The organism is Pseudoalteromonas sp. P1-8 (assembly GCF_001399985.1).
Lineage (GTDB): Bacteria > Pseudomonadota > Gammaproteobacteria > Enterobacterales > Alteromonadaceae > Pseudoalteromonas.
In genome coordinates, this window is sequence record NZ_LJSO01000009.1 from 1 (window position 1) to 23,320 (window position 23,320).

19 protein-coding genes are annotated in these 23,320 nt (G+C 40.0%); 8 read left to right on the forward strand and 11 right to left on the reverse strand.

Annotation, left to right across the window (positions count from 1 at the left end; translation table 11 throughout):
• Positions 1-387: 387 nt before the first annotated feature.
• The 5 genes from AN213_RS13405 to AN213_RS13425 all read right to left on the reverse strand — a co-directional run bounded on the left by AN213_RS13405 (position 388) and on the right by AN213_RS13425 (position 5,818).
• Positions 388-1,203 carry a hypothetical protein gene (locus tag AN213_RS13405; RefSeq protein WP_055198836.1) on the reverse strand — a complete coding sequence of 272 codons (816 nt, stop codon included), beginning with the start codon at positions 1,201-1,203 and terminating at the stop codon, positions 388-390.
• A 126-nt stretch (positions 1,204-1,329) separates the two neighbouring features.
• Complete coding sequence (locus AN213_RS13410) at positions 1,330-1,965, reverse strand: lysozyme inhibitor LprI family protein (RefSeq protein ID WP_055198837.1); 636 nt, start codon at positions 1,963-1,965, stop codon at positions 1,330-1,332.
• Between the two features lie 30 nt (positions 1,966-1,995).
• Positions 1,996-2,499 (reverse strand): hypothetical protein, encoded by a 504-nt coding sequence (locus AN213_RS13415; RefSeq protein ID WP_055198838.1) that lies wholly within the window; start codon positions 2,497-2,499, stop codon positions 1,996-1,998.
• Between the two features lie 539 nt (positions 2,500-3,038).
• On the reverse strand, positions 3,039-4,445 hold the full coding sequence (locus tag AN213_RS13420) for a YfcC family protein (protein WP_055198839.1): 1,407 nt from the start codon (positions 4,443-4,445) through the stop codon (positions 3,039-3,041).
• Between the two features lie 152 nt (positions 4,446-4,597).
• The gene (locus AN213_RS13425) at positions 4,598-5,818 is read right to left on the reverse strand and encodes a Xaa-Pro peptidase family protein (RefSeq protein WP_055198840.1); all 1,221 of its coding nucleotides are present in this window, start codon (positions 5,816-5,818) and stop codon (positions 4,598-4,600) included.
• Positions 5,819-5,947: 129 nt separating this feature from the next.
• On the opposite strand from AN213_RS13425, the gene AN213_RS13430 reads away from it, so the two are divergent.
• The gene (locus tag AN213_RS13430; protein ID WP_055198841.1) at positions 5,948-7,027 is read left to right on the forward strand and encodes a Xaa-Pro peptidase family protein; all 1,080 of its coding nucleotides are present in this window, start codon (positions 5,948-5,950) and stop codon (positions 7,025-7,027) included.
• Positions 7,028-7,042: 15 nt separating this feature from the next.
• Here AN213_RS13430 and AN213_RS13435 read toward each other — a convergent pair whose 3' ends face one another.
• Both AN213_RS13435 and AN213_RS13440 read right to left on the reverse strand, forming a co-directional pair.
• Positions 7,043-7,651, reverse strand: a complete 609-nt coding sequence (locus AN213_RS13435; protein WP_055198842.1) for a flavin reductase family protein — start codon at positions 7,649-7,651, stop codon at positions 7,043-7,045.
• 10 nt (positions 7,652-7,661) lie between these two features.
• Complete coding sequence (locus tag AN213_RS13440; protein ID WP_055198843.1) at positions 7,662-8,408, reverse strand: SDR family NAD(P)-dependent oxidoreductase; 747 nt, start codon at positions 8,406-8,408, stop codon at positions 7,662-7,664.
• 423 nt (positions 8,409-8,831) lie between these two features.
• Between AN213_RS13440 and ppc the strand changes: the two genes are divergently transcribed.
• The gene (gene ppc, locus AN213_RS13445; protein ID WP_054564093.1) at positions 8,832-11,477 is read left to right on the forward strand and encodes a phosphoenolpyruvate carboxylase; all 2,646 of its coding nucleotides are present in this window, start codon (positions 8,832-8,834) and stop codon (positions 11,475-11,477) included.
• On the opposite strand, the gene AN213_RS13450 is transcribed toward ppc, so the two are convergent.
• Positions 11,474-13,513, reverse strand: a complete 2,040-nt coding sequence (locus tag AN213_RS13450; protein WP_055198844.1) for an ATP-binding protein — start codon at positions 13,511-13,513, stop codon at positions 11,474-11,476. The genes ppc and AN213_RS13450 overlap by 4 nt on opposite strands.
• 338 nt (positions 13,514-13,851) lie before the next feature.
• On the opposite strand from AN213_RS13450, the gene AN213_RS13455 reads away from it, so the two are divergent.
• A complete protein-coding gene (locus AN213_RS13455) occupies positions 13,852-14,220 on the forward strand; it encodes a hypothetical protein (RefSeq protein ID WP_054564095.1) in 369 nt (122 codons plus the stop codon).
• 165 nt (positions 14,221-14,385) lie between these two features.
• Positions 14,386-15,318, forward strand: a complete 933-nt coding sequence (gene cdd, locus AN213_RS13460) for a cytidine deaminase (RefSeq protein WP_054564096.1) — start codon at positions 14,386-14,388, stop codon at positions 15,316-15,318.
• Here cdd and udp read toward each other — a convergent pair.
• Entirely contained in the window at positions 15,315-16,070 is a 756-nt protein-coding gene (gene udp, locus AN213_RS13465; protein ID WP_055198845.1) for a uridine phosphorylase, read from the reverse strand. The genes cdd and udp overlap by 4 nt on opposite strands.
• A gap of 145 nt (positions 16,071-16,215) precedes the next feature.
• On the opposite strand from udp, the gene AN213_RS13470 reads away from it, so the two are divergent.
• The 4 genes from AN213_RS13470 (at position 16,216) to AN213_RS13485 (ending at position 20,637) form a co-directional block, all read left to right on the forward strand.
• The gene (locus tag AN213_RS13470; RefSeq protein ID WP_054564098.1) at positions 16,216-16,995 is read left to right on the forward strand and encodes a DUF2189 domain-containing protein; all 780 of its coding nucleotides are present in this window, start codon (positions 16,216-16,218) and stop codon (positions 16,993-16,995) included.
• 289 nt (positions 16,996-17,284) lie between these two features.
• Positions 17,285-18,394 carry an arginase family protein gene (locus AN213_RS13475; RefSeq protein ID WP_055198846.1) on the forward strand — a complete coding sequence of 370 codons (1,110 nt, stop codon included), beginning with the start codon at positions 17,285-17,287 and terminating at the stop codon, positions 18,392-18,394.
• A gap of 124 nt (positions 18,395-18,518) precedes the next feature.
• Entirely contained in the window at positions 18,519-19,211 is a 693-nt protein-coding gene (locus tag AN213_RS13480; protein WP_055198847.1) for an ABC transporter substrate-binding protein, read from the forward strand.
• Positions 19,212-19,350: 139 nt separating this feature from the next.
• Positions 19,351-20,637, forward strand: coding sequence for a hemolysin family protein (locus AN213_RS13485; protein ID WP_055021855.1), 1,287 nt, complete (start codon positions 19,351-19,353; stop codon positions 20,635-20,637).
• Positions 20,638-20,666: 29 nt separating this feature from the next.
• Here AN213_RS13485 and iadA read toward each other — a convergent pair whose 3' ends face one another.
• The gene (gene iadA / locus AN213_RS13490) at positions 20,667-21,833 is read right to left on the reverse strand and encodes a beta-aspartyl-peptidase (RefSeq protein WP_055198848.1); all 1,167 of its coding nucleotides are present in this window, start codon (positions 21,831-21,833) and stop codon (positions 20,667-20,669) included.
• 11 nt (positions 21,834-21,844) lie between these two features.
• Complete coding sequence (gene yfcC, locus AN213_RS13495) at positions 21,845-23,254, reverse strand: putative basic amino acid antiporter YfcC (RefSeq protein ID WP_055198849.1); 1,410 nt, start codon at positions 23,252-23,254, stop codon at positions 21,845-21,847.
• Positions 23,255-23,320 lie beyond the last annotated feature (66 nt).

The window sequence follows — 23,320 nt, forward strand, 5'->3', positions numbered from 1 at the left end:
TTAGGGCTAAAGGGCGGCTCTGGGTCAGTAAGTACTGTTCGGTTAGCCAAATATCAACAATTTTTGCCTTATGAAAACAGACGTTGATAATATTCCAATAGATGGCTGATGATAGTCTACTAAATGTTAAGTTGAGCAAAACTGAGCAAGTCGTTAGCAGCCCAGTCTTAATTTTCTTATTAAGTAAACATTATATATACCAAGCTAGAACTACTCTCTTAGAGGCCAATTATAGTCATAGTCCCTCTCATGGAAATGTATCTATTTACTTTGATCATTAACTCTAATTTAAAGAGATTTTCAAAATTTAAGATTGTTTCAGTCAAATTGCCCATAGTTCAAGTATTATGAATTAAGGCTCTACAAGCTCTTGAGTAATAAGTTTGGTTATTCTATTACTTCAAATGTATGTAATTGATCTTTTTTAAAGTAATGAACACCAAACAATAAAGCACCTGCTGTTCCTGCGACACTAGGGTCTCCACTATGTCTAAATATGACATAATCTTTGCCTTCTTCAATCAACTGTCCATCAGAAAGGTGCATTACGGATGGAGTAATTAAACCTCCTAAATTACTGCCATAAATATAGTAGCTACCAAAGTCGACGTTTTTCTCAGTAGAGTTAAGCTGCCCCTTTATATCTCGTTCTATTAATCTTGTTAGCTTAGACATGCCTGCTTTCAATTCTGAACTAAGCGTTTCAACTTTTTTAACATCACTGACAGGGATATGAGTTGGGATATGATATAAATATCTGCCCACCCAATTCTCTGAGTCAACTTCTATCGCTAGAGATATTCTGAACACATCATCGAAGCACTCCTGAACATACGCAACAGGAAACAACTTAGTAGCTTGTGGCTCTTCACTATAATATTCACTTCCACTAAAAGCCTCTTCAGCAAATTTTAAAATATCAATACCAACATAGTGCTCTTTATAAGACTCACTTTTACTTGAGTTTATTGCCCCTGTAACAGCCTCACCAACAAAAGGAACTGGAACAAGTAACGTTGCAGCGCTGTCAGCAAATATCACAGAAAAATGAGTGTCTGGGATTAGCCGTGAACCTGAGGGTAAGGTTGGAAATTGCTTACTTATTGAGAATTTTGTTATCGTATTTTTAGGTGGAGGATTGCTTTCCTGCATTGCCACGCAACCTGTTAATAACGCCATAACTAGAACAAAACACAAACGCATATATATTCCTTTTTCCTAATTAATATAAAACTAACAGCTTAAAGCATTCACTGCGGGCGATTAAATTTAAGGAATGAAAAAGCATGTTAATCTTTTCCGAAATGACTCTTACTTCTGCCCAATTAATTATTTAGTTTGATACCTTTGAAGAGCCTCTATTTGCTTCTTATATATGTTTATTGAGCAAGTTAGCTTCGCGCCAATTTCTTTCCAGCACTCATTTCGATTTTTCATCCACGCTATTTGTTTTTGCTTTAAATCTTTAACTGCATCTTCTGGGCCTTTAGTCATTGCTTTGGCCTTTGAAATTGCACCTTGGTAAACAGACCATAACTGATTATCTAATAGAATAAGTTCAGTATTACCACAGATTAATATCTCAATTTCATGGGGGTGGGCCGTATAACAGTTAAAAGAAGGGGTTTCTGATATGCGGTTGCCTTCTGATAAATACTTACTAAGTACCCAACCAGTTTTGCCTTGCACACCTACATTACACCATGCATTATTTTTAGATGCCTCTCTTTCTTGCTCTGTCATTTTTTGCCATGCTTGTAATGTAGCCCCCCCAGTACAACCTAAATTTTTTATGCCATTAGTATCTGGAGGTACTAGTAATACTAATTTACTGTTGGTTTGCATTTTTTCGAACATTTGAATTGAGTTTTCACTCGATACGCGGAAAAAATCAGGTCCATCAGCATTCGCTATTGATACAGACGTATAGAAAGACAAACCTAACAGAAGTAACACTTTTCCCATCACCATTCCTTTTTAATAATAGCTGTGGAGTTAAAACAGTGGTTTTGCGTTAGGGTCAACTTTTTCACACTCACCAGAAAATTCATTTAGCCCGCTTGCAAAAACAATTGTTCCTGTTGTCCGGTCAATCCGAAGGTTTGGTTTATTTAAAAAGTTTATTTTGACCTCACCGGTTACCTCTGTATTAGTAATTTTATAGTCATGAATAGGAAACCAATCTGAGGCTTCATCTTTTTGAAAAGGAGGCAGCATACCAACAGGTATTTTAACTTGGCCTTTATCTGAGTGAATCTCAACAAGCATAACCCCTTCAAAAGGTCGTTTTATCATGGCTTGCTCAGTACCAAACTCTTTCGAATGTTCACTTTTATTGCGACTATTCTTGAATGTTGTCTCCGTATCACTCACCGTGCCAGAGCCTTTACACTTTAAACTTAAGTTTAACTCTTCAGCTTGTGAAGTAGTTGAAAGACAAAGAAGCGATAAACAAAAAAGGAGGGATTCGATTGGTTTTATTGAAGAACGACTATTCATATTAACATCCTAACTGTTAAATAAAATCAGGTAAAATAGTAGCATAGTATNCAGAGCCTTTACACTTTAAACTTAAGTTTAACTCTTCAGCTTGTGAAGAAGTTGAAAGACAAAGAAGCGATAAACAAAAAAGGAGGGATTCGATTGGTTTTATTGAAAAACGACTATTCATAATAACATCCTAACTGTTAAATAAAATCAGGTAAAATAGTAGCATAGTATGATTTTTAATCTAGTTAGGTTTCACAATAAACACTAAAAACCCCACTAGTAAAGGTTCTTTATTGCAAGTATAACTATGATGAAGCAACGCAAATCACTACATATAAATCGGCTCAGGAAAGACTTAATAGAGACACTAACTGTACTGTAAGGTATGCCTTGAAAAACGTAATGGGGCAGAAACGAGTTAATGCTTAAGGCTGACTTTGGTACCGAGCCGCCTTTGACTCCAACTCATTTGATCCAATAATGTGTTGCTAATAAGAACTCAATACACAACAAAAAAGCGCCTAAGGCGCTTTTTCAAATCAACTAAGTTAATTTAGTGTGGGCTGCACATCTAAGCCATAGCCAAACATTACAGCTAATACTAATATAACCGATGCTGCGACCATTAGTTTGATCAGTAGTGGTAAACAGAATCTAAACCAATGGCCGTAAGGCACACCTGCCATCCCTAAAATACCCATAAGTACGGCGTTGGTTGGAATGATCATATTTGAAAAGCCATCACCAAATTGATAAGCAAGCACAGCGACTTGTCTTGGTACACCCACTAAATCACCTAGTGGTGCCATTAGTGGCATAGTGACATAAGCCTGCCCAGAACCTGAAGGGATAAAGGTATTGAGTAGGGTTTGAATAACCAACATGCCAATTGCAGATATTTCAGCTGATACATAAGAAAGCGGTAACGACATGCCATGTACAAGGCTATGCAGGATTTGACCGTCTTCTAAAATAAGGGCAATACCCCGTGCAACACCAATTAACACTGCGGTGGTAACAAGATCAGATACGCCTTCTATAAATTTGTTTGCAGCTTCGTCAGCAGAAAGTTTGCCTAAAATGGCGACAACTACACCCCAAGCAATAAAAACACCGCCTAGCTCGTATAAGTACCAGCCCTTCGTTGCGATGCCCCATACTGCAATTGCAAGGGTAATAATAAAGCTGCCTAAAACTAGTTTATGGCGCAGGGCAAGTGCTGGGTAACTTGTTGCTGTTTGATTTTCAAGTGGGCAAGGCACCCCAATCATCATTGATTTAGACGGATCGTTAGCTACTTTTTTGGTGTATTGCCAAACATGATGAAAACCAATGAGCACAAATGGAATGAATATAGCTAAACGTAACCATAGGCCAGAGTAAACTGGGATACCTGCAATTTGCTGTGCGATTAATACCGTAAATGGGTTAAATGCCGATACCCCATAACCAATACCATAACCAGCGACTATCATACCTACGGCGGTCATTGCGTCTAATCGCATTGCCTTACAAAGCGCGACGAGAATAATAACAAAAGGAATATATTCGCCGGCGGTACCAATACTGCTTGATGCTAAGGCAAAGCAAAACACCACCATAAAGATTAATCGTTGTGGCTTTTTACCATGTCGTTCTAAAAGCCTACCAATGAGAGCATCAACAGTGCCTGTGGCACGTGCAACAGCTAATACGCCGCCAACAATTAACACAAAGAAAATAACATCTTGAGCAGCAGCAAATGCGCGAGGTATGGCTTGTAATAAATCCCATGGGGTTAAGTAATGGCGCTCAGCAACTGTTTGATAGGTGCCCGCAACAACCATTTCACGGCCTGATTCACTTAATGTAGTAGTGAAAAAACCTTGTGGTACTAACCAAGTAGCAATAAGCGCAACAACCATCATGGCCAGCAGCAGTATCAGGGTATGTGGAACTTTAAAACGTAAACCCATTTATTCTCCGTAATTATGTTAGGTTAAATTCTTGAAATCATAACATGATAAAAGCGGATAGGTTGTCTCTAAAATATCCACACTGTTAATGATTGTAATAATTCAGATACAAAAAAGGCCAGAAAACTGGCCTTATAAAGTTTATTTGAATTTTATTTAGCTAAACCAAATGGGTCATCAATGCTATGAGCAGGCTCGGTAAACCAGCGCGGACCTTCGTCTGTCATATAAAAATGATCTTCTAAGCGAATACCAAACTCATCCGGTATTACTAACATGGGTTCGTTACTAAAACACATACCTGTTGCAAGTGGAGTAGGGTTACCACCAACTAGGTATGGCCATTCATGAATATCTAAACCAATGCCATGGCCGGTTCTGTGTGGGCAGCCTGGTGTTTGATACTCTGGTCCCATGCCATTTTCGGCAAGATACTGTCTTGCAGCATCGTCTACTTTGCCACATGCCACACCATTTTTTGCGGCAGCAAAAGCAGCAAGTTGGGCATTTTTCTCGTGCTGCCAAAACATGCGTTGGCGATCGGTTGCTTCACCAAATACATAGGTACGGGTAATGTCAGAGAGGTAATCATGTACTTTACAACCAGTATCAATCAGTACCACATCACCTTTTTTAAGGGTTTGCGGATCTTTAACACCATGTGGGAAAGAAGACGCAACACCAAATAACACAATACAAAAATAGTTACCCGGCGCGCCGACTTTTTGGTGCGCTTTTTTAATAAAGGCTTCAACCTCAGTGGTGGTGATACCTTCATAAAGCATACTTGCCGTTGCTTTGTGTACTTCTAAAGTCATGTCCATAGCACGTTGCATTAAGGCAAGTTCACTGGCTGATTTATGCATGCGGCAGTGAGCTGTTACGCACTGTGCGTTAACAATGTTGTAATTGCCGTTCGCTTTATTAATACCGTCGTAGATAAAAAACTGTGCGCTTTCATCAATACCAAGGGTGCCATTTTTGCTAATGCCCATTTCTGTAAGAACATCTACACACAATTGATAAGGGTTTTCGTGCTCTTGCCAGCCACGAATTGGGCCATCAATCACCATAAAATCGTTTAAGCTGCCGATTTCAAAAAACGGTGCTATGTATTGCACATCACCTTTTGCAGGTAAAATAGCGCCAACTAAACGCTCGCTTGCGTACCAACGCATACCCGTAAAGTAGGCTAGGTTAGTGCCTGCATTTAAGTATATTGCGTCAATATTGTTTGCTTGCATATACGCTTGTGCTTTTGCGATACGCGCATGAAATTCGTCATTTTGAATAGGGGTTAAATCTGTTGTCATATCTGACAAAGAGTCAAGCGCCTGCTCTGGCGTTTGTGTGCCAATACCGTATGTTGTCATTGTGTACTCCTTGGTTTTTTCAGCATTGTGGCTTGAGTAAACAGTTGATGCAAACTCACTGCGACTAATCGCATAATATTCGTATTTATGGACATAACTGTTAGCATGCGCAAAAAATAAGGAGCGACAATGCAAGTTAATTACTTAAAAAGACAAGCTGAATTTAAAGCCTTGCTAGAGCAGCAAGGTTACAGCGCGATGTTAGTACTTGGTCATGAAAATATTCGTTACTTAAGTGGTTTTAGCGGTAATGCTGCTTATGCATTAATTACTCAAAATGCGTGTGTGTTGATCACTGATTACCGATACCATCAACGTGCAATTGCTGAAACAACAGGGTTTGAAGTTGTTTGTCGAGACAGAGACAACGAAACTCTCGGCCATTGTATAAATAGGCACCTTAACCCAAACAGCAATGTCGCATTTGATGCAAGCTATGTCACGGTAGCAATTTGGCAAGGTGTGGCAGATGAGCTAAGCGGCCACACTCTAACAGCGGTAAACGGTTTAATTGAAAAACTAAGACGCGTTAAAGATAGCTGGGAAGTGGCGCAAATAAAGGCTGCCGCAGCCATCGCTGATGAAGCATTAGCACAAACGCTACCTCATTTTAAACCGGGTGTAACTGAGCGAGACCTTGCCTTAGAGCTTGAATTTAGAATGCAAAAGCTTGGTTCAGAAGGAATGTCGTTTGCAACCATTATGCTGTTTGCAGAGCGCTCTGCCTTGCCGCATGGTAATCCATCAGATCAGGTTTTAAAGCAAGGTGACTTTGTAACCCTTGATTTTGGTGCTGTTGTAAATGGCTATCGCTCTGATATGACTCGTAGTTACATTATTGGCGAAGCATCAGAAAAACAAACCCGTATTTATAATACCGTACTCGATGCACAAAATGCGGCACTAGAAATGGTCAAACCGGGTGTTAATTGTTTAGATTTAAATGCTATATCAAACAAGGTAATTGCTGAGGCGGGCTTTGGCGAATACGCGGGTAAAGGCCTTGGCCATGGTTTAGGGCTGTTTTTACATGAAGTGCCATTTATTAACACATTGACAGACTACAATCTTGAAGTTGGTAATGTGATCACCATTGAGCCCGGCATTTATATACCAGGCTATGGTGGTGTGCGCCTAGAAGATGACATAGTTGTCACAGAATCTGGTTTTGAGGTGTTAACCCATGCGCCTAAGCCATATATAATCTAGTGCTTAAATCAAAAGTTACTTTTTAGCATATGCTAAGCGGGCTAAACGTTCAGTTACATGGTAACTATCTAGCCCGCTCACCGCGACTGTACCAATGGCTTCAATATCGACAAAGCCATCTTCTTGCAAACACCCCTCATCTAAGTAGATATCGGTTATTTCACCTATGATCAGCTCAGTGCCATTGATGGCAAGGTGGTGGTGTTCTCTCAGCTCAAGCGCATATTTAAGCTTACTTTCTTTAACAAAAGGCGCTGTAAAGTCATTTAGGTATTCAGTGTTGAGCCCTGTTGCATCAAATTCAGACTCGTCTTTGTCGTAGCGTGCCGATGTTTGATGTGCTTTGTTATAAATGTCTTTGTTTACGTGGTTAATCGTGTACTGCTTAGTGGCTAATAAGTTTTCTAGGGTATGGCGAGGCACTGAATGGGGCCTAATTATCATACCCACTAAAGGGGGATGTGCCCCAAGGTGAAATACTGAACTTACAATCGCTAAATTAGTTTGGCCATTATTATCTTGTGTGCCGACTAAGTTGGCACTTTTAAACCCCGACAAACTATTAATTAAATGAGCGCGGTAGCGGTTTTCTAAATCAGCAATGGCTTGTTTTGTTAAATGCATAAATTTCCTGTTACCAGTCTATGGGTTTTCCTTGCCAGTCAAAGTAGGCAGGGTTGTGTGATTGTTGTAAATAGTCAGCATCACTTATCAATGAATACAATTGCTCGGCTACAAACTCAGGGGTAAATAGCTTTCCTTCGGGCACATTTGCCTGAAAGGGTTTTGATAACGGCGTATCAGTAGTACCTGGGTGAAATAACACGCAGTGGCATTTTTTATAGCGTCTGCTAAGTTCAATAGCTGCAGATTTAAATAACATATTTAATGCCGCCTTCGATGCCCGATAGCTATACCAACCGCCTAACTTGTTGTCACTGATGCTACCAACACGTGCACTAAGGGCACACACCACAGTTGCTACTTGAGGCTTCAAAAGCGTTGAGAATAAAGACACAAAGCGAATTGGTAGTAGAGCATTTGTCATCATGCTATTTATAAAGTGCTGCTCAGATATTTGTTCAAGTTTACGTTCAGGCGCATTATCTGGATCATGCAATAGGCCGTTAAATATCATCAACTGTGCCAAATCATAGTGGCCACTGGCTAGTTCTTTAGCAATGCCACTCAAGCTTTGCTCTGAGTAGTCAGTAGTAAAATGCTGGTGGCTTATCTCATTGCTTGATGACTTATTAAAACTTTCCTTAAATTCACCTCGACTGATGGTTACGATATGACCCCTGTTTATTTGTTTATTTAGAGTGGTGAAATAGGCATTTGCAATTTCACTGCTTGCACCGCACAAAATATAGAGTTGCATTTTTGACCTGTTCTAAAAATATTTGAAAATTTTTTCGCTCAAACTCTCACCAACTAATAAAATGATAGTAGCTCTGTTTGTCTTGATCTAACCCTATAAACACATAAAAAAGGCTGGTAAAAATTTGACCATGCAAACTTTAAGGATGCCTTAAATTACGGGGATTTTACCTTTTAAATTGGTAAGTCCATTTTACCAATTGAGCTAGCTTTAACGCTTTGTAGCTGACTAAGCTGCGTATTTATTACACTTTTATGTTTATAGATTGGTTATTCTTTTTTACGAGTATGTTAGAAAATTCGATCTATTAAATTAACGCTGACAATGATATTAATAAAAGGGATCAGTATTTAGCTGCGTTCGTGCTTGGCTAAATACTGTGCAGTAAGTACTTTCAACTTAGTTAAAGAAAGGAGTATGAGAATGAGTGAACAATACGCTGCACTTCGCGGTAATGTTAGTATGCTTGGACAAATGCTGGGTCAAACCATTAAAGATGCACAAGGACAAGCCATTTTAGATAAGGTAGAAGAGATTCGCGCTTTATCTAAATCGTCACGTAGTGGTAACGAAGCCGACAGACAAGCGCTTATCGAAGTACTACACGCTCTCACAGATGAAGAACTATTACCGGTTGCACGCTCATTTAATCATTTTTTGAATCTTGCTAATGTTGCTGAACAATTCCATACCGTATCGCGCTTTAATGATGTTGGTTTTTGCCAACTAAACCCTCTCACTCAAACATTAAAAGCGCTAGCAACAGCATCAAAGCAAGGTCAAGTTGATCCTAATCACTTGGCGCAAACACTCTCAAAACTCCACATCAATTTAGTTCTGACGGCTCACCCAACTGAGGTGACACGCCGTACAATGATCAATAAACACGTAGAATTAAGTGATTGCCTTGCCTCTTTAGAGCGTAAAGACAACTTACCTAGTGAACGTGCAGATTTATTAAACCGCATTGCCCAGCTTATTAGCCAAGCGTGGCATACTGACGATATCCGTCGCTCACGCCCAACGCCAATTGATGAAGCTAAATGGGGTTTTGCGGTTATTGAAAATAGCTTATGGCACGCTGTTCCGCGTTTTTTACGTGAGTTTGGCGAAGACGTAAAAGCAGAGCTTGATTTAGAGCTACCTATTGATTTCAGTCCAATTGAATTTACTTCTTGGATGGGCGGCGACCGCGATGGTAACCCGTTTGTAACTGCTGAAGTCACACAGCAAGTACTTGATCATGGCCGCTGGATGGCGCTTGATTTGTATTCTCGTGATATCGAAACGCTAAGCAATGAGTTATCTATGTCGGATGCAAGCGATGAGCTTATTGAGCTTGCAGGTCAAGACTTTGAACCTTACCGTGCGGTACTTAAAAAGTTAAAGAATCAGATTGCTGAAACTGTGACGCATTTGGGCGCTAAAATTAAGAAAAAGCGCACTGATTCTGAAGATTTAATTACTGATATCGCGCAAATTAAACACCCAATCGAAGTGTGTTATCGCTCGCTTATTAAAACCAACATGAAAGTAGTTGCCGATGGCTTGCTGCTTGATGTTCTGCGCCGTATTAATAGCTTTGGTCTGCGCCTTGCAAAACTTGATGTACGTCAGGATTCATCGCGTCATGGTGATGTTTTCTCTGAGTTAACACGTTATTTAGGTTTAGGTGATTACCATCAATGGCAAGAAGAAGACAAACAAGCGTTTTTACTTGCTGAGCTAAATTCTCGTCGTCCGTTAATTCCAAAACATTGGCAACCAAGCCCAGAAGTACAAGAGGTGCTAGATACATTCGATGTAATCGCAGCGCAAGATGCACAAACATTTGGTTTGTATATTATTTCGATGGCACGTACTGCATCTGATGTGCTGGCAGTACAGTTACTGCTTAAAGAAAGTGGTTGTAAGTTTAACTTACCAGTTGCGCCATTATTTGAAACGTTAGACGACTTAAATAATGGTAAAGAGGTGATCGAATGTTTACTTGATAACACTTGGTACCGTGGTCACATTCAAAACCAACAAAATGTCATGATCGGCTACTCAGACTCAGCAAAAGATGCAGGCATGATGGCTGCTGGTTGGGCACAATATGAAGCTATGGATAAGCTGGTACAATTAGCCGAAAATCGCGGTATTGAGCTTATTTTATTCCACGGCCGTGGTGGTACGGTTGGTCGCGGTGGCGCGCCAGCTGCCCAAGCACTGCGCTCACAGCCTCCAGGTTCATTAAAAGGTGGCCTACGTGTAACAGAACAAGGTGAAATGATCCGCTTTAAGTTTGGTTTACCTGCTGTTGCTCTGCAAAGCTTAAATATTTATGCCGGTGCAGTTCTAGAAAGTAACTTGTTGCCGCCACCAGAGCCAAAGAGCGAATGGCGTGATGTTATGGAGCTTATTAGTGCAGATTCGTGTGAGCATTACCGTCAAGTTGTGCGCCATGATGAAAACTTTGTTCCTTACTTTAGAATGGCAACGCCAGAACAAGAGCTTTCTAAACTGCCACTTGGTTCTCGACCTGCGAAGCGTAACCCGAACGGTGGGGTAGAAAGCCTTCGTGCTATTCCATGGATCTTTGCATGGAGCCAAAACCGTTTAATGCTGCCAGCTTGGTTAGGTGCATTAACAGGCCTTAAAGCTGCGTTAGATAAGTATGGCATCGAGACACTTCATGAAATGAGCTTAAAATGGCCATTCTTCCGTGCTCGTTTAGAGATGCTAGAGATGGTATTTAGTAAAGCTGATACATGGTTAAGTGCGCATTACGATGATGCACTAGTAACTGAACAATATAAGCCATTAGGCGTGAAGTTACGTCAAGAATTGAGCGAGGCGATTGAGCTTGTTCAGTCGCTTAGCCCACAAAAGAGCCTGCTTGCAGACCAACCTTGGATCAAAGAGTCAATCGCGCTACGTAACCCGTACACAGATCCACTTAACTTATTACAAGTTGAGTTACTGCGTCGTTCACGCGAAGCAGATGAAAGCTCTGCAGGCGATATTGATAATGCCTTGATGATCACTATGACAGGTATTGCTGCAGGTATGCGTAATACCGGTTAATAGCTGGTGTCATCAACCAATCGAGCATCGATTGGTAGGCTAATAACAAATCGTGCGCCGTGTTTACATGACTCGGCGCTTATTTTCCCTCTAAGATTATATTTTACCGCATTAAATACTACGTTTAAGCCAAGCCCTAGATGGTTTCCACCTAGATTTGTTGTATAAAAAGGCGTAAATATTTCATGTAGGATCTCATCATTGATACCGACACCGTTATCTTGGTAGGTAATTTCAACCACATGTGTATAGGCTTTAACTGTTACCTCGACAACACCTTTGTCAGTATTAACAAAGCCATGCTCGCAGGAATTAATAACCAAGGTTTTTAATACATCACTTAAGATAGTTGGATATGACGTAATAACTGCTTCATCGCCATGAATTTTAAACTCAATTTGTTTACCAAGGTGTTTACTCAAAGGGTATAAACGATGACTAATAAAGCTTGGCAGCTGTATTTTGCTCATTGGTTTATCAAGGTGAATAGACACATTGAGCGCTTTGAATTCTTCGACGATGCCGGCAAGTCGATTAATGCTACTGATCACTAGCTCTTTAGCGCTATTGGTATCGGTAATAAACTTATGAAAATGTTTGCTAGAGAGCTCTCGGGCTTTAAATTTTTCTTCTAAACCTTCCATGTAATCATCTATTAATGAACTTGCTGTCACTATAGTGCCAATAGGGGTATTAAGTTGATGCGCCATACCAGATACCAGTGCTGTTAAAGAGGCTATTTTTTCGATTTCAATCAGATGATCTTGTGTATCTTTTAACTGCTCTAATGCTTTAGTTAATTTTTGTTTTTGTTTGTCAATGCTGTTAATGGCGATAAGTGAGCCAAATAAAATAACAACTAAACAGATGCTTACTACAATCGTGAGATCTTTAAATGCATTGGCTTTAGTGGCTTTTATTTGCTCAGCACGAGTTAGGTTAGAAATTCTTACTTCTTTTGCGGCAACATCGGCTTCTGCAAGCGCTTTTGCTAAATTCACTTTGGCTTGTCTGGTTAAAATAGCGGCGTTAATGAACGAATATTGTTTATAAGCGCTAAGTGCATTTACATAATTTTTTTGTTGCTCGTAAAGCTCTGCAGTTAATTTGGCAATCGATAACAGGGCTTCAAAATTAGTATGGCTAACAGTGTGAGTATCAACGGATGCAAGCGTTTTGAGTGCTTTATCAGTATGTCCCTGTGCTTCATACGTTTCTGCTAAACATAAAATAATATTAAGTTGCTCATTCTCAAGCTGTTTATTTTCAATAAGCGTCGAAGCTTCGTTGAGTACCTTTTCTGAGTCTTCTAAAAAACCCTGAAAACGTAATACTTTGGCTTTTAGAACCAGGCTTGAAGCAAGATGAGTGGTGTAGTTGTGTTGGCTTTGCAACCCGATAGCTTCATTGATAATCTTGAGTGCTTCTGGATACTGTTTTAACCCAATTAAAGCTAGCGCTAAATTATTACTTGCAAATGATTCGTTGAGAGTTTGATTTTTACTGTGGGCATAATCTCGATAATATGTGAACGAGTCGGCAGCTTCTTTATAACGGTTTAAACGTAGCTTTACCAAAGCGATATTATTTTCGGTTTGATAAACTAAACGCTCATCTCGAGATTGTGCAAATGGCATGGCATCACGATAGTACGCTAAGGCTTCTTCATATAGACCTAAGCGTGCATAAATCCCACCAGAAATATTGAAATAGCCATACATGAGGTCTTTTTCATCAGATTGAGAAACCATATTCATGTACTTAACAATGGTTTCCATGGCTTGTTCAAGCCTGTCAGTCTCAAGCAAAAACCAAGCTTTATAATTAGTGACTATAATCTTTTGTTCTAGTGTCAGTTCGGTAGTTTCAATCAGCGCATTGACAAACTCAAGCCCTTCTTGAGGTGAACTGGCGTAGCTTTGCCTTATTGAGGTTCTAAGCTTTTCAAACTCTTTAATCGGCATCGCTTTAGGTGTTGTTGAAATTAATAAAATCAACAAGGTAAAGCCAAATAATATAACCAATCGCGCTTTCATGACACACCAATCCATTTAAAAATGAGCATAAAAAACGCTCACCCATTTTGCTGTCTAAATAACGCTAAATATTATAAATTTTAATTAAATATAGGTTTATCTGAAAAAGCTGATTCTATGAAAGGAAAACTCATACTTGTGTCTAAAGTAAATAAGATATGAATTTGCATAACAACTCTTTAAAGTAGATCTAATCCTAAAATCTGAATTTTATGACTGGTCATACCTATTTTATTGCTAGGTATTGACTAGAGAGGCGATATTAATAAAATAGCCCAGCTTTTTGATTCAGCTACCGTTAAGCCAAATTAACCCCCACGCTTTTTTTAGAGTAACTTATGCCAAACGTGTCTACTTGCATCACTTATGATGCATCGACGTCACTCGTGATGATGACGTTAAGAGGGACTGCTAGTGCACAGGATGTGATAAATTTTTACCAAATCGCCCAGCAATACTCAGTATTATATGGGTCAGATAAAATACTCGTTGATGTGTCTGAGTTGACGCACAATTTCGCACCTGCTGATTTATTCACCATTATGCCGGCAGTAGCAAACTCTTTGAAAGAAGCTGTTGTAGCAATTGTCGTAAGTTTTGATGGTTTTATGCATGACTTATTTATGCAAAAAGCAAAGCGCTATAACTTACAAGCTGAAAACTTTGAATGTTTTAACAAAGCAAAAAATTGGCTGGTTCGTCAATAATTGGTCGAGCTAGTCATCGCTATTTTGTTGTGTATATTTGGGCTTACAAATACCGCTAATTTTTAGCTTTTATTGTGCGATTTACCTTGATGTTTACCGCCAAAACCTAGCAATTCATTACGTAACCTTTTAAACTGTTTAGCCAATTAATAATTATAATTTGTTATGACAGCAACTAGGATAGATGCAAGCAAACTAGCTCAAAATTCAGAGCCGTTTAGCTTCAATGATCAACAAAAAAATTCTCTTTTTGCCCAGCTTAAACAGCAACGTGGCATCTTATCTCAATCTGATATTTCTTCTCTTTGTCAGCAGTTTCAAGTTAGCCAACTTGAGTTACTAAAAGCCTGTGTACCCGTCGCAAGTTTATTTTCTGTCGCGCCTATTTCTAAATTCTATGTGGGCGCCATTGCAGTTGGGTTAAACAAGCAAGGCGAAACAAATTTCTATTTTGGCGCAAATGTTGAGTTTTCTCATCAAGCATTGAGTTTGGTCGTTCATGCTGAGCAATCAGCCATTAATAATGCATGGCTTAATGGCGCGCAAGCAGTGTTAAAAATTGCTATTAGCGATGCACCTTGCGGTTACTGCCGTCAATTTATGAATGAATTGAGCACCGCAGACTCACTTGAGATTTTATTGCCAGAACGTGACTTTAATTTACATGAGTTATTACCTTATTCATTTGGCCCGAAAGACCTAGGCAATGAAGCGTGCTTATTTTCTAATAAGCAAAGCGATAAACAGTTTACTGAGCTTTCGATTGATGATGCTAAACTTATTCAATTGGCACTCAATGCATACGTGCCTTACACAGGTAACTTTAGTGCGGTTAAATTAACGACTTTTGATGAAGGTGACTTTTACGGAAGTTATGCTGAAAATGCTGCCTATAGTCCAAGCCTTTCGCCATTACAAAGTGCATTGAGTCAGTTTTATCTTGCGGGCTTAACCTTTGATGATAAAACAGTTAAGTCAATCACCTTGTTAGAAACACAAGGGGCAGAAAATCAATATGAGGTGGCTAAAAGTGTGCTGGCAAGCTTTGCAAACCCACCAGCATTTGAGCACTGTGTTGCTAAACTAGTTGAAGGTTAGTCTAGCAATAGTTTTGCAGCTTCAATGACGACGGCGACTGATTTTTTCTCAATCTCGCCGTGGTCAAAATTCGGAATTTCTTGTTTAGTCCGATTTACTAATACCCCTGCAACACAGGCTGCGCGTAAGCCAAGGGCAGCACACATAGTAAATAGTGTTGCTGATTCCATTTCATAATTCATCACGCCTAGTTTTTGCCACTCTTCACAGCTGCCTTGGAATGAGCGAGGAACATAGCCAGAATAAGTATCGTAACGTTCTTGACCCGGGTAGAACGTATCACTCGATGCAGTTATACCAATGTGGAAATTAATTCCTAGCTTATCACATGCATTTACCATCGCTTGTGTTGCAAAGAAGTCAGACACAGCAGGGTAGCTTAGTGGTGCGAAATGCTGGCTAGCACCATCTAAACGTACTGAGGCTTGGCTAATTAAAATATCGCCTTCGTTAATGTGTGGCTGAATTGCACCGGTTGTGCCGATGCGCAAAAAGGTATCAATACCTAGCTGAGCAAGCTCTTCAACAGCAATTGATGTTGATGGGCCGCCAATACCGGTTGAACAAACTACAACGCTGTGGCCGTTTAGCTCACCTCGGTATACATGAAATTCACGGGTCTTCGCTAAGCATTCTGGGTTATTGAGAAGAGTTGAAATGCGTGCTGAGCGGTCAGGGTCGCCTGGGACAATCGCAAGGGTTGCGCCGTTTAAGTCCTGACGAGTAAGCCCTAAGTGAAATACCTTTTCCATTATTAAACCTTATTTTTGTCTAAAGCGTAATACTTTAATCATATGTGTTTAAAGTACAGGACAGATGTCCTATTAGATCACCAATGTTGCAAGAATTGCACAGATAACCTAAACCTAAAGAAGTAACGATAAAAGAGGATATATTATGCCTGCTTCATCTTCTATGAGTAAACACCATGAGTTTGCACGCTGTTTAGAAAGCTCGAAAATTTCAATTGGTGCGCCTTTTCATTGGTTAGCACTTGCATTTAAAGATATCGCGAATGCGCCCATACTGAGTCTAGTCTACGGATTAGTATTTACCTTGATACCTGCCACTATCATGTATTTTGTTTATCAGTTTGATACACACTTAGTTATATTACCTGCTGTAGTGGGCTTTGCATTAATTGGCCCTGCCTTTGCTGCAGGACTTTACGATGTTGCTTGGGAGCTTGAAAAAGGCCACAAACCCACCTTGATGCACAGCCTTAAATCGATGTTTAGAAACCCAGCAGGTGAATGGGGCTTTGCAGTGTTATTAATGGTAATTATGATCGTTTGGATGCGCTTAGCTGCGCTTATTCATGCATTGTACCCGAACGTTGTAAACCCGAGTTTCGAGCAGTTATCTGCGTTTTTAACTCTCGGTAGTATTGTCGGTGGTATCTTACTGGTCACTGTATTTGCTATCTCAGCGTTTACTCCACAAATTATGATGGAACGCCGTGTTGATATTATGACTGCGGTAATATCTTCAATGAACGCGGTTAAAACAAATTTTGGTGCCATGGTTGTCTGGGCTGGTTTGATACTATGTTTGGTATTTGTCGGCTTTATTACAGGCACTGCTGGGTTTATTGTCATTATGCCTTTATTGAGCTACGCCAGCTGGCATGCATACATTGCCGTTATCAAAACTAAGAAGCCAAGAGGCTACGAATAATGAGTATTCACTTCGTTTGAATATAAATCTATAGCGGCAATCACCTAGGTTGCCGCAAAATTTGACTTTCTTTTCGCGCATGTTATACCTGCCAAAATACAGCGCTCTTATTTGACTAGAGCAGTTTAAATTCATCTGCATTAAAATTATAACCATTTAATATCAGTGAGTTATAGGTTTGGTTGAGCAAGTGATTGTTGAGTCTCAAAAATCCAGACTATACACAAACCTGATTGCGTAAGTTTTTTAATTACGCATGAATATGCAGATAAAGATCAGCGGAGTAGAGATGAGTAACACACAAAAAGCCTTCCACGAAAAACTAAGTCAGTGTCTTTGTCCTCCTGGCGATGGCGTATTTACAGTTAATACAGCAAAAGAACGTAAAGATGCGCTGCGCACTAAATTATACGGCCAAACAGATAATGTTGATGTGCTTTGGAAAGAGTCACTTGAAACATTGGCAGAGTCTGAGCACAAAGCGGTAATTTTAGGTATTAGCTCTGATTGTGGCGGTGGTATTTTACGTGGTGCTAACTGGGGTCCACTATTTTTACGCTCTACCTTGATTGATCAACAACCACAAGCGCGCGCCTTTGATTTAGGTGATGTTCGTGTGATCCCGCATTTATTGCATGATAAATACCTTAACGATGCAACCATTACAAACTGTCAAAAAGCGTTATATGCTGATGAAAACAGTGAATATCATGTATCGCCTTTGTCTATCACTGAAGATGTCTGTGATGGCTTTTATGCAAATTACCCAGATAAGGGTATTTTTGGTATCGGTGGTGACCACTCAATTAGCTACCCGCTGACTAAAGCTTACTTAAAAGCAAAACGTGACGCAGGAAAACGCACTGCAATCATTCACTTTGATGCTCATACAGACTTATTAGTTGAACGTTTAGGTATCGATTTATGCTTTGGTTCGTGGTGTACACATATTCTTGAGTACTTACCAGCTCCACGTAACTTAATTCAATTTGGTATTCGCTCTAGTGGTAAGCCTAAACAACACTGGGAAGACACGTTTGGCGTTAAACAACATTGGGCACACGAAATCATCGAACGTGGCGCTAAAGCTGTTGCTGAAGAAGTTATTGCGCAGCTAAAAGCAGATAATGTTGATGAGCTTTATGTGAGCTTTGATATTGATGCACTTGATGAAAGCTTTGCTTCAGCGACAGGAACACCAGAAGCCGGTGGTTTAACACCTCAGCATGCATTAGACATTCTAGTTGAATTGGCTGACGAGTTCCCAATTACTGGTGCTGACATGATGGAAATTGCACCATTCACAGATAGCTCATTAATCGGTCAGACAAGTTCTGAAACAACTCTAAGAGAAGGCGCTAAAATCTCAGCATTTTTAATAAATGCAATGAATAAGTAATTGACTCTAGAGCGGAAACACCCTGTTTCCGCTCATTCCTTTTTACTAAAAAATATTTCAATATCTGCAACTCCGAGCTATATTATTATAAAAAATAATTATAATTTATTTGGTATCGCTCATTATGCGCTCAATTATCACCTTGTCATTGCTGCTTTTTCTGCAACCTTGTTTTGCAGCAATTACTGTGGTGACCGAAAATTTCCCAAATTTCCAATACCTAGATGAAAATGGCGAATTAACTGGCACTGTAGTTGATAAAGTTAAATCAGGTTTAGATAAAAGTGGCGTGGATTATGAGCTATCAGTAAATTCTTGGTCAATTTCGTATAATGCAGCATTGCGTGATAGCAATACCTGCATCTTTTCTATGGCAAGGCTTCCGGCACGCGAAGATAAGTTTACTTGGGTAGCGAAAATTGGTGGCTTTTCAGCGTCATTCTATTCGTTTAAATCTGAGCAAGTAAAAATAGCGAGCATAGACGAAGCTAAGAAATACCGAATTGCTGTATTAAAAAATAACTATTCACATATTTACTTAAAAGAAAACGGCTTTGATGAACGTAATCAGCTGATCTTACTTGATAGTTTTGACAACATTTATGATGTACTGAAAAGCAGACGCTCAAGTATCGATTTAGTCATCCTTAGTGATGAGCAGTTTAAACATGAACGTAATAATGATAGCACCCTTGAAGATTTAAAACCGATATTTAAACTGCCCGTTGGCACACCTCAGTTATACTTTGCCTGCAATAAAAATATCAACCCTGTGACTCTTGAAAAATTAAATAAAGGCTTTGCTATTAACGATTAAAAATAGCACTTGTTGATTGCTACAAAGTGGCTATAATCAGCTGCTTTTTGTCCATTCTCGCCTAACTCTATGTAGCCTAAACGAGCAAAAAGTTGTTTGCATTCAACACTCTGAATGCGCTTAATTATTAGGAGCTACAATGAGTGATTTACTCATTATCATGATTTTAATTTTGATCAGTGCATTGTTTGCAATGAGCGAAATTGCGATTGCGGCATCTCGTAAGATCAAATTACGAGTGATGGTGGACGAAGGCAACAAAAAAGCCCAAGCAGTGCTTAGCTTGCAAGAGCAACCTGGGGCATTTTTTGCCATGATACAAATTGCCCTGAACGCAATTGCCATTTTAGGTGGTATTGTTGGTGAGCAAGCATTATCTCCTTACATAGAACAAATCTTAGGCATGATTTATCAAGGCCCGTTATTGAGTCAAATCAGCTTTTTGATTTCGTTTTTGAGTATTACCTCTTTGTTTATTTTATTTGCTGACCTATTACCTAAACGGTTAGCCATGATTATGCCAGAGGCGGTTGCGGTAAACGTGGTGTCCATTATGCGCTGGGTGACCTTTGCGCTCACTCCTTTTGTTGTTTTCTTTAATGGTATAACTAATTTGGTTTTACGCGCGTTTAAAGTACCTGCTGAGCGAGAAGATATTGTCACCACAGAAGACATCGTTGCGATGATGGATGCAGGGGCAGAGTACGGCAGCTTACAGCAACAAGAATATGAGCTAATTGGCAATGTATTTGATTTAGAAGCACGTTTTTTATCGAGTGTGATGACTCCTCGCGATCAAATTGTGTATTTTGATGTAAAAGCTGATGCTCAAGAAGTCGCAACCAAAATTATTGAGCACCCTCATAATCACTTTTTAGTGTGTGATGGTAGTTTAGATAAATTAATTGGCTCGGTTGAATCAAAAGATATCCTACGCAAGGTGCTAAAAGGGCAAACCGCTGAAATCGATAATGAATTAATAAGCCAAGATATTTTTTATCTGCCAGAAACATTGAGTCTTTCAGAGGCGCTAAATACTTTCAAAAAAGCGGCAGAGCCGTTTGCCGTAGTGGTTAATGAGTACGCGCTAATGGTAGGTATTGTTACGGTTAAAGATTTAATGAAAGGATTTATGGGCGACTTAATTAGCCACCAGGGTGAAGAGTTAATTATTCAACGTGATAACTCATCTTGGCTGGTCGATGGTTTAACACCTGTGGTTGAGCTTGCAAAGGTCCTTGAAATTGAAGAGTTCCCTGAACAGTCTCATTACGAAACTGTCGCAGGGTTTTTGATCTACACCATGAAACGCCTGCCTAAACGCGCCGAGTTTATAAACTATGCTGGCTATAAGTTTGAGGTTGTTGATGTTGAAGGGGTGAAAGTCGAGCAACTACTCGTTACTCGCATTTCGGAACATGTTTAGCATAGTGTTTAAGGCCGCCGATTGCGGCCTTATTCAAAGGCGCCTTTAACAAGTGCTTTGCCTTTGCTTAGCATATGAACACCCTTTGACCAGCATTCTGTTGGCGCAAGCGTTGTTTTATTAAGTAACACAAGATCGGCATCTGCATTTTGCTTAATTACACCTTTATTGATACCCAGTATCTGTGCAGGGTTTGATGTAATCGCCATTAAAGCGTGTTCAATCGAAACATTGTATTTTTGCACTGCTTCTACAAACGAGCCATGCAATGTGGACTCTTTGCCTACTTCAAGGCCAAGCAGGTTAAAGCTTTTGTCAAAAATAGGAAGGCTTGCATGGCCATCTGAGCTCATGGTTAGTTTTGTTGGGTCGACTTTATTCTCTAGGCAGTAAGCTAGTGCGTGTGCGGCAGAGTATTCACCATGAGCAAGGTCATACTCGGTTGTACTTGTTGTAAAGTCGATAGTGCCACCGGCTTTACAAAACTCTACCCCAGCATTAAGTAAGTCAATATTGCGATTCATGTGAGTTGGGTAAAATTGTGCTAGCGAAATATCGGTTAGCTTATCAACCTCATGCAATAACGATAAATGTGTATCAACAGGGCCAACATGAATGCTGACAGTGCCTTTTTTACCACTTAACATGCCGGCCACTTTTGACTCAGCGGCAAGCTCTGCCAGCTGTTGCACTGTGGGTTGGCTGCTACGATGATCCGATATAGCAACTTCTCCTACGCCAATAAACTCATCTATGTACATTAAATCGCTGGTGATAGAGCCTGTCAGTGTTTTCGCAGGTAAATGATATGAGCCCGAATGACAAAAAACGTTGAGCCCAAGCTCTTTCAGCTCTTTTGCTTTAGCAATCAAATTACTATGAGTTCGGCTACTTGAGTCAGTGCCAAGAGCTGCAATAACGGTTGTTGTACCATGCAGTGTTGCATCAGTAAGGTTCATTTCTGGTGTTCTACTTGCAAAGCCAGCTTCGCCGCCTCCGCCAGTTATATGAACGAGTGAATCTACAAACCCCGGGGCCAAAATACAATGAGTGCCATCAATTGTGGTAATCCCCTGATAAGTATCGATGGTGATTTCAGGCTGTATATCAACTATTTTTGTGCCAGCAATAAGAACATCTTGAATGCCTAAAGGTGAGGGGGCGAAAACGTCTGCGCCTTTGATAAGTGTTAACATAATTAAATCTTTTACTGATAGTTAATAAAGTGTGCGAGAAAAATAAAACCACTGGCAAGGCCGAACAAAGCTAAAGTGAAGCGCCAAATAAAACGTGCCCATTCACTCCAATCTAATTTAACAATACCTAAACAGCCAATAAGGCTAGCAGAAGTCGGAATAAAAATATTCGTTAAACCATCACCTAACTGAAATGCCAACACCACAATTTGACGTGAGATATTTAACAAATCACCAAGCGGCGACATTAGCGGCATTGTTATGGCTGCTTGTCCTGAACCTGACGAAACAAAGAAGTTAAATACACTTTGAAATAATAGCATGCCCCAAGCAGCAATATAATCGGGCACAACTGAGATGCTGGTGGCACTATAGTACAGCAGGGTATTAAGGGTTGAAGGCGACGTTAAATCGCTACCGCCAAGTATTAAAATAACGCCTTTTGCCAGAGCTACTAAAAGCGCTGCTGGTAGGAGCTCTTGGGCACCTTCTTTAAATGCATTTGCGCTTTCATTGGCAGTTTGTTTTTTGAATAGGCTGGCGATTACAGCACAAGCAATACCAAGACAAAAGAATTGCGCTGCTAATTCAGGAATATAATACTGCCGAGCCATCACGCCCCAAATAACCCAAACAATGCCAGCAATAAAAGTAAGTAAGATTAGTTTATCTGCGTTATCTAAATTTATTGCACTGTCTTTGTGTTGGTTAGATTGTTGTTTAGTTGCTCTGATAGAATTGGCATAGCGAATGGTGAATACAAGGCCAAATGAAGTAAAAACAAGCCAAGCAACCATTCTGAACCCTGCGCCAGAAAAAACGGGAATTTCAGCTATAGACTGAGCTATGGCAATGCTAAATGGGTTCATCCATGAGGTGGCAAAGCCAATTTGTGTAGCAACATAGGTTGTTAATACGGTAACTTTTGCGTCATAACCAAGTTGCTTCATAATCGGGAATAACACAATACAAAAGGCGATGGCTTCTTCACCCATGCCGAAAACCGCACCCCCTAAAGAGAAAAGCACAAACAAGAGAGGAATGAATACCCACTCAATATGTTGTGTTTTATTAATGAGTGCCATTATGCCGTTATTTATCGCACCGGTTTTTAAGATAATCCCAAACGCACCGCCAGTGATTAAAATAAACGCCATCACACCAATCGCTGCGCCATACTTATCACCTGACACTAACCCTTCAAATAAAACATTAGCGAGGCCAATTTCACCACCTTCTGCAAAAAATGCTGGCGGGGTATGATCTGAGGCTATTTGATATTGTGATAATTCAACGCTATGGCTATCTTTTTCGGCATTAAACACACCAGGGGTTATAAATAGGCTGGCAAAATAGGCGATAACGGCGACGCACAACAAAATGATGCTCGCATCTGGCATCGCAAACTGTTTGTTTTTCATAAAGTCACTTAAAGGTCATTCGACGTTTATAAGATAAGCAAGGTATTGTAGCCCTTGCTAAGAAAG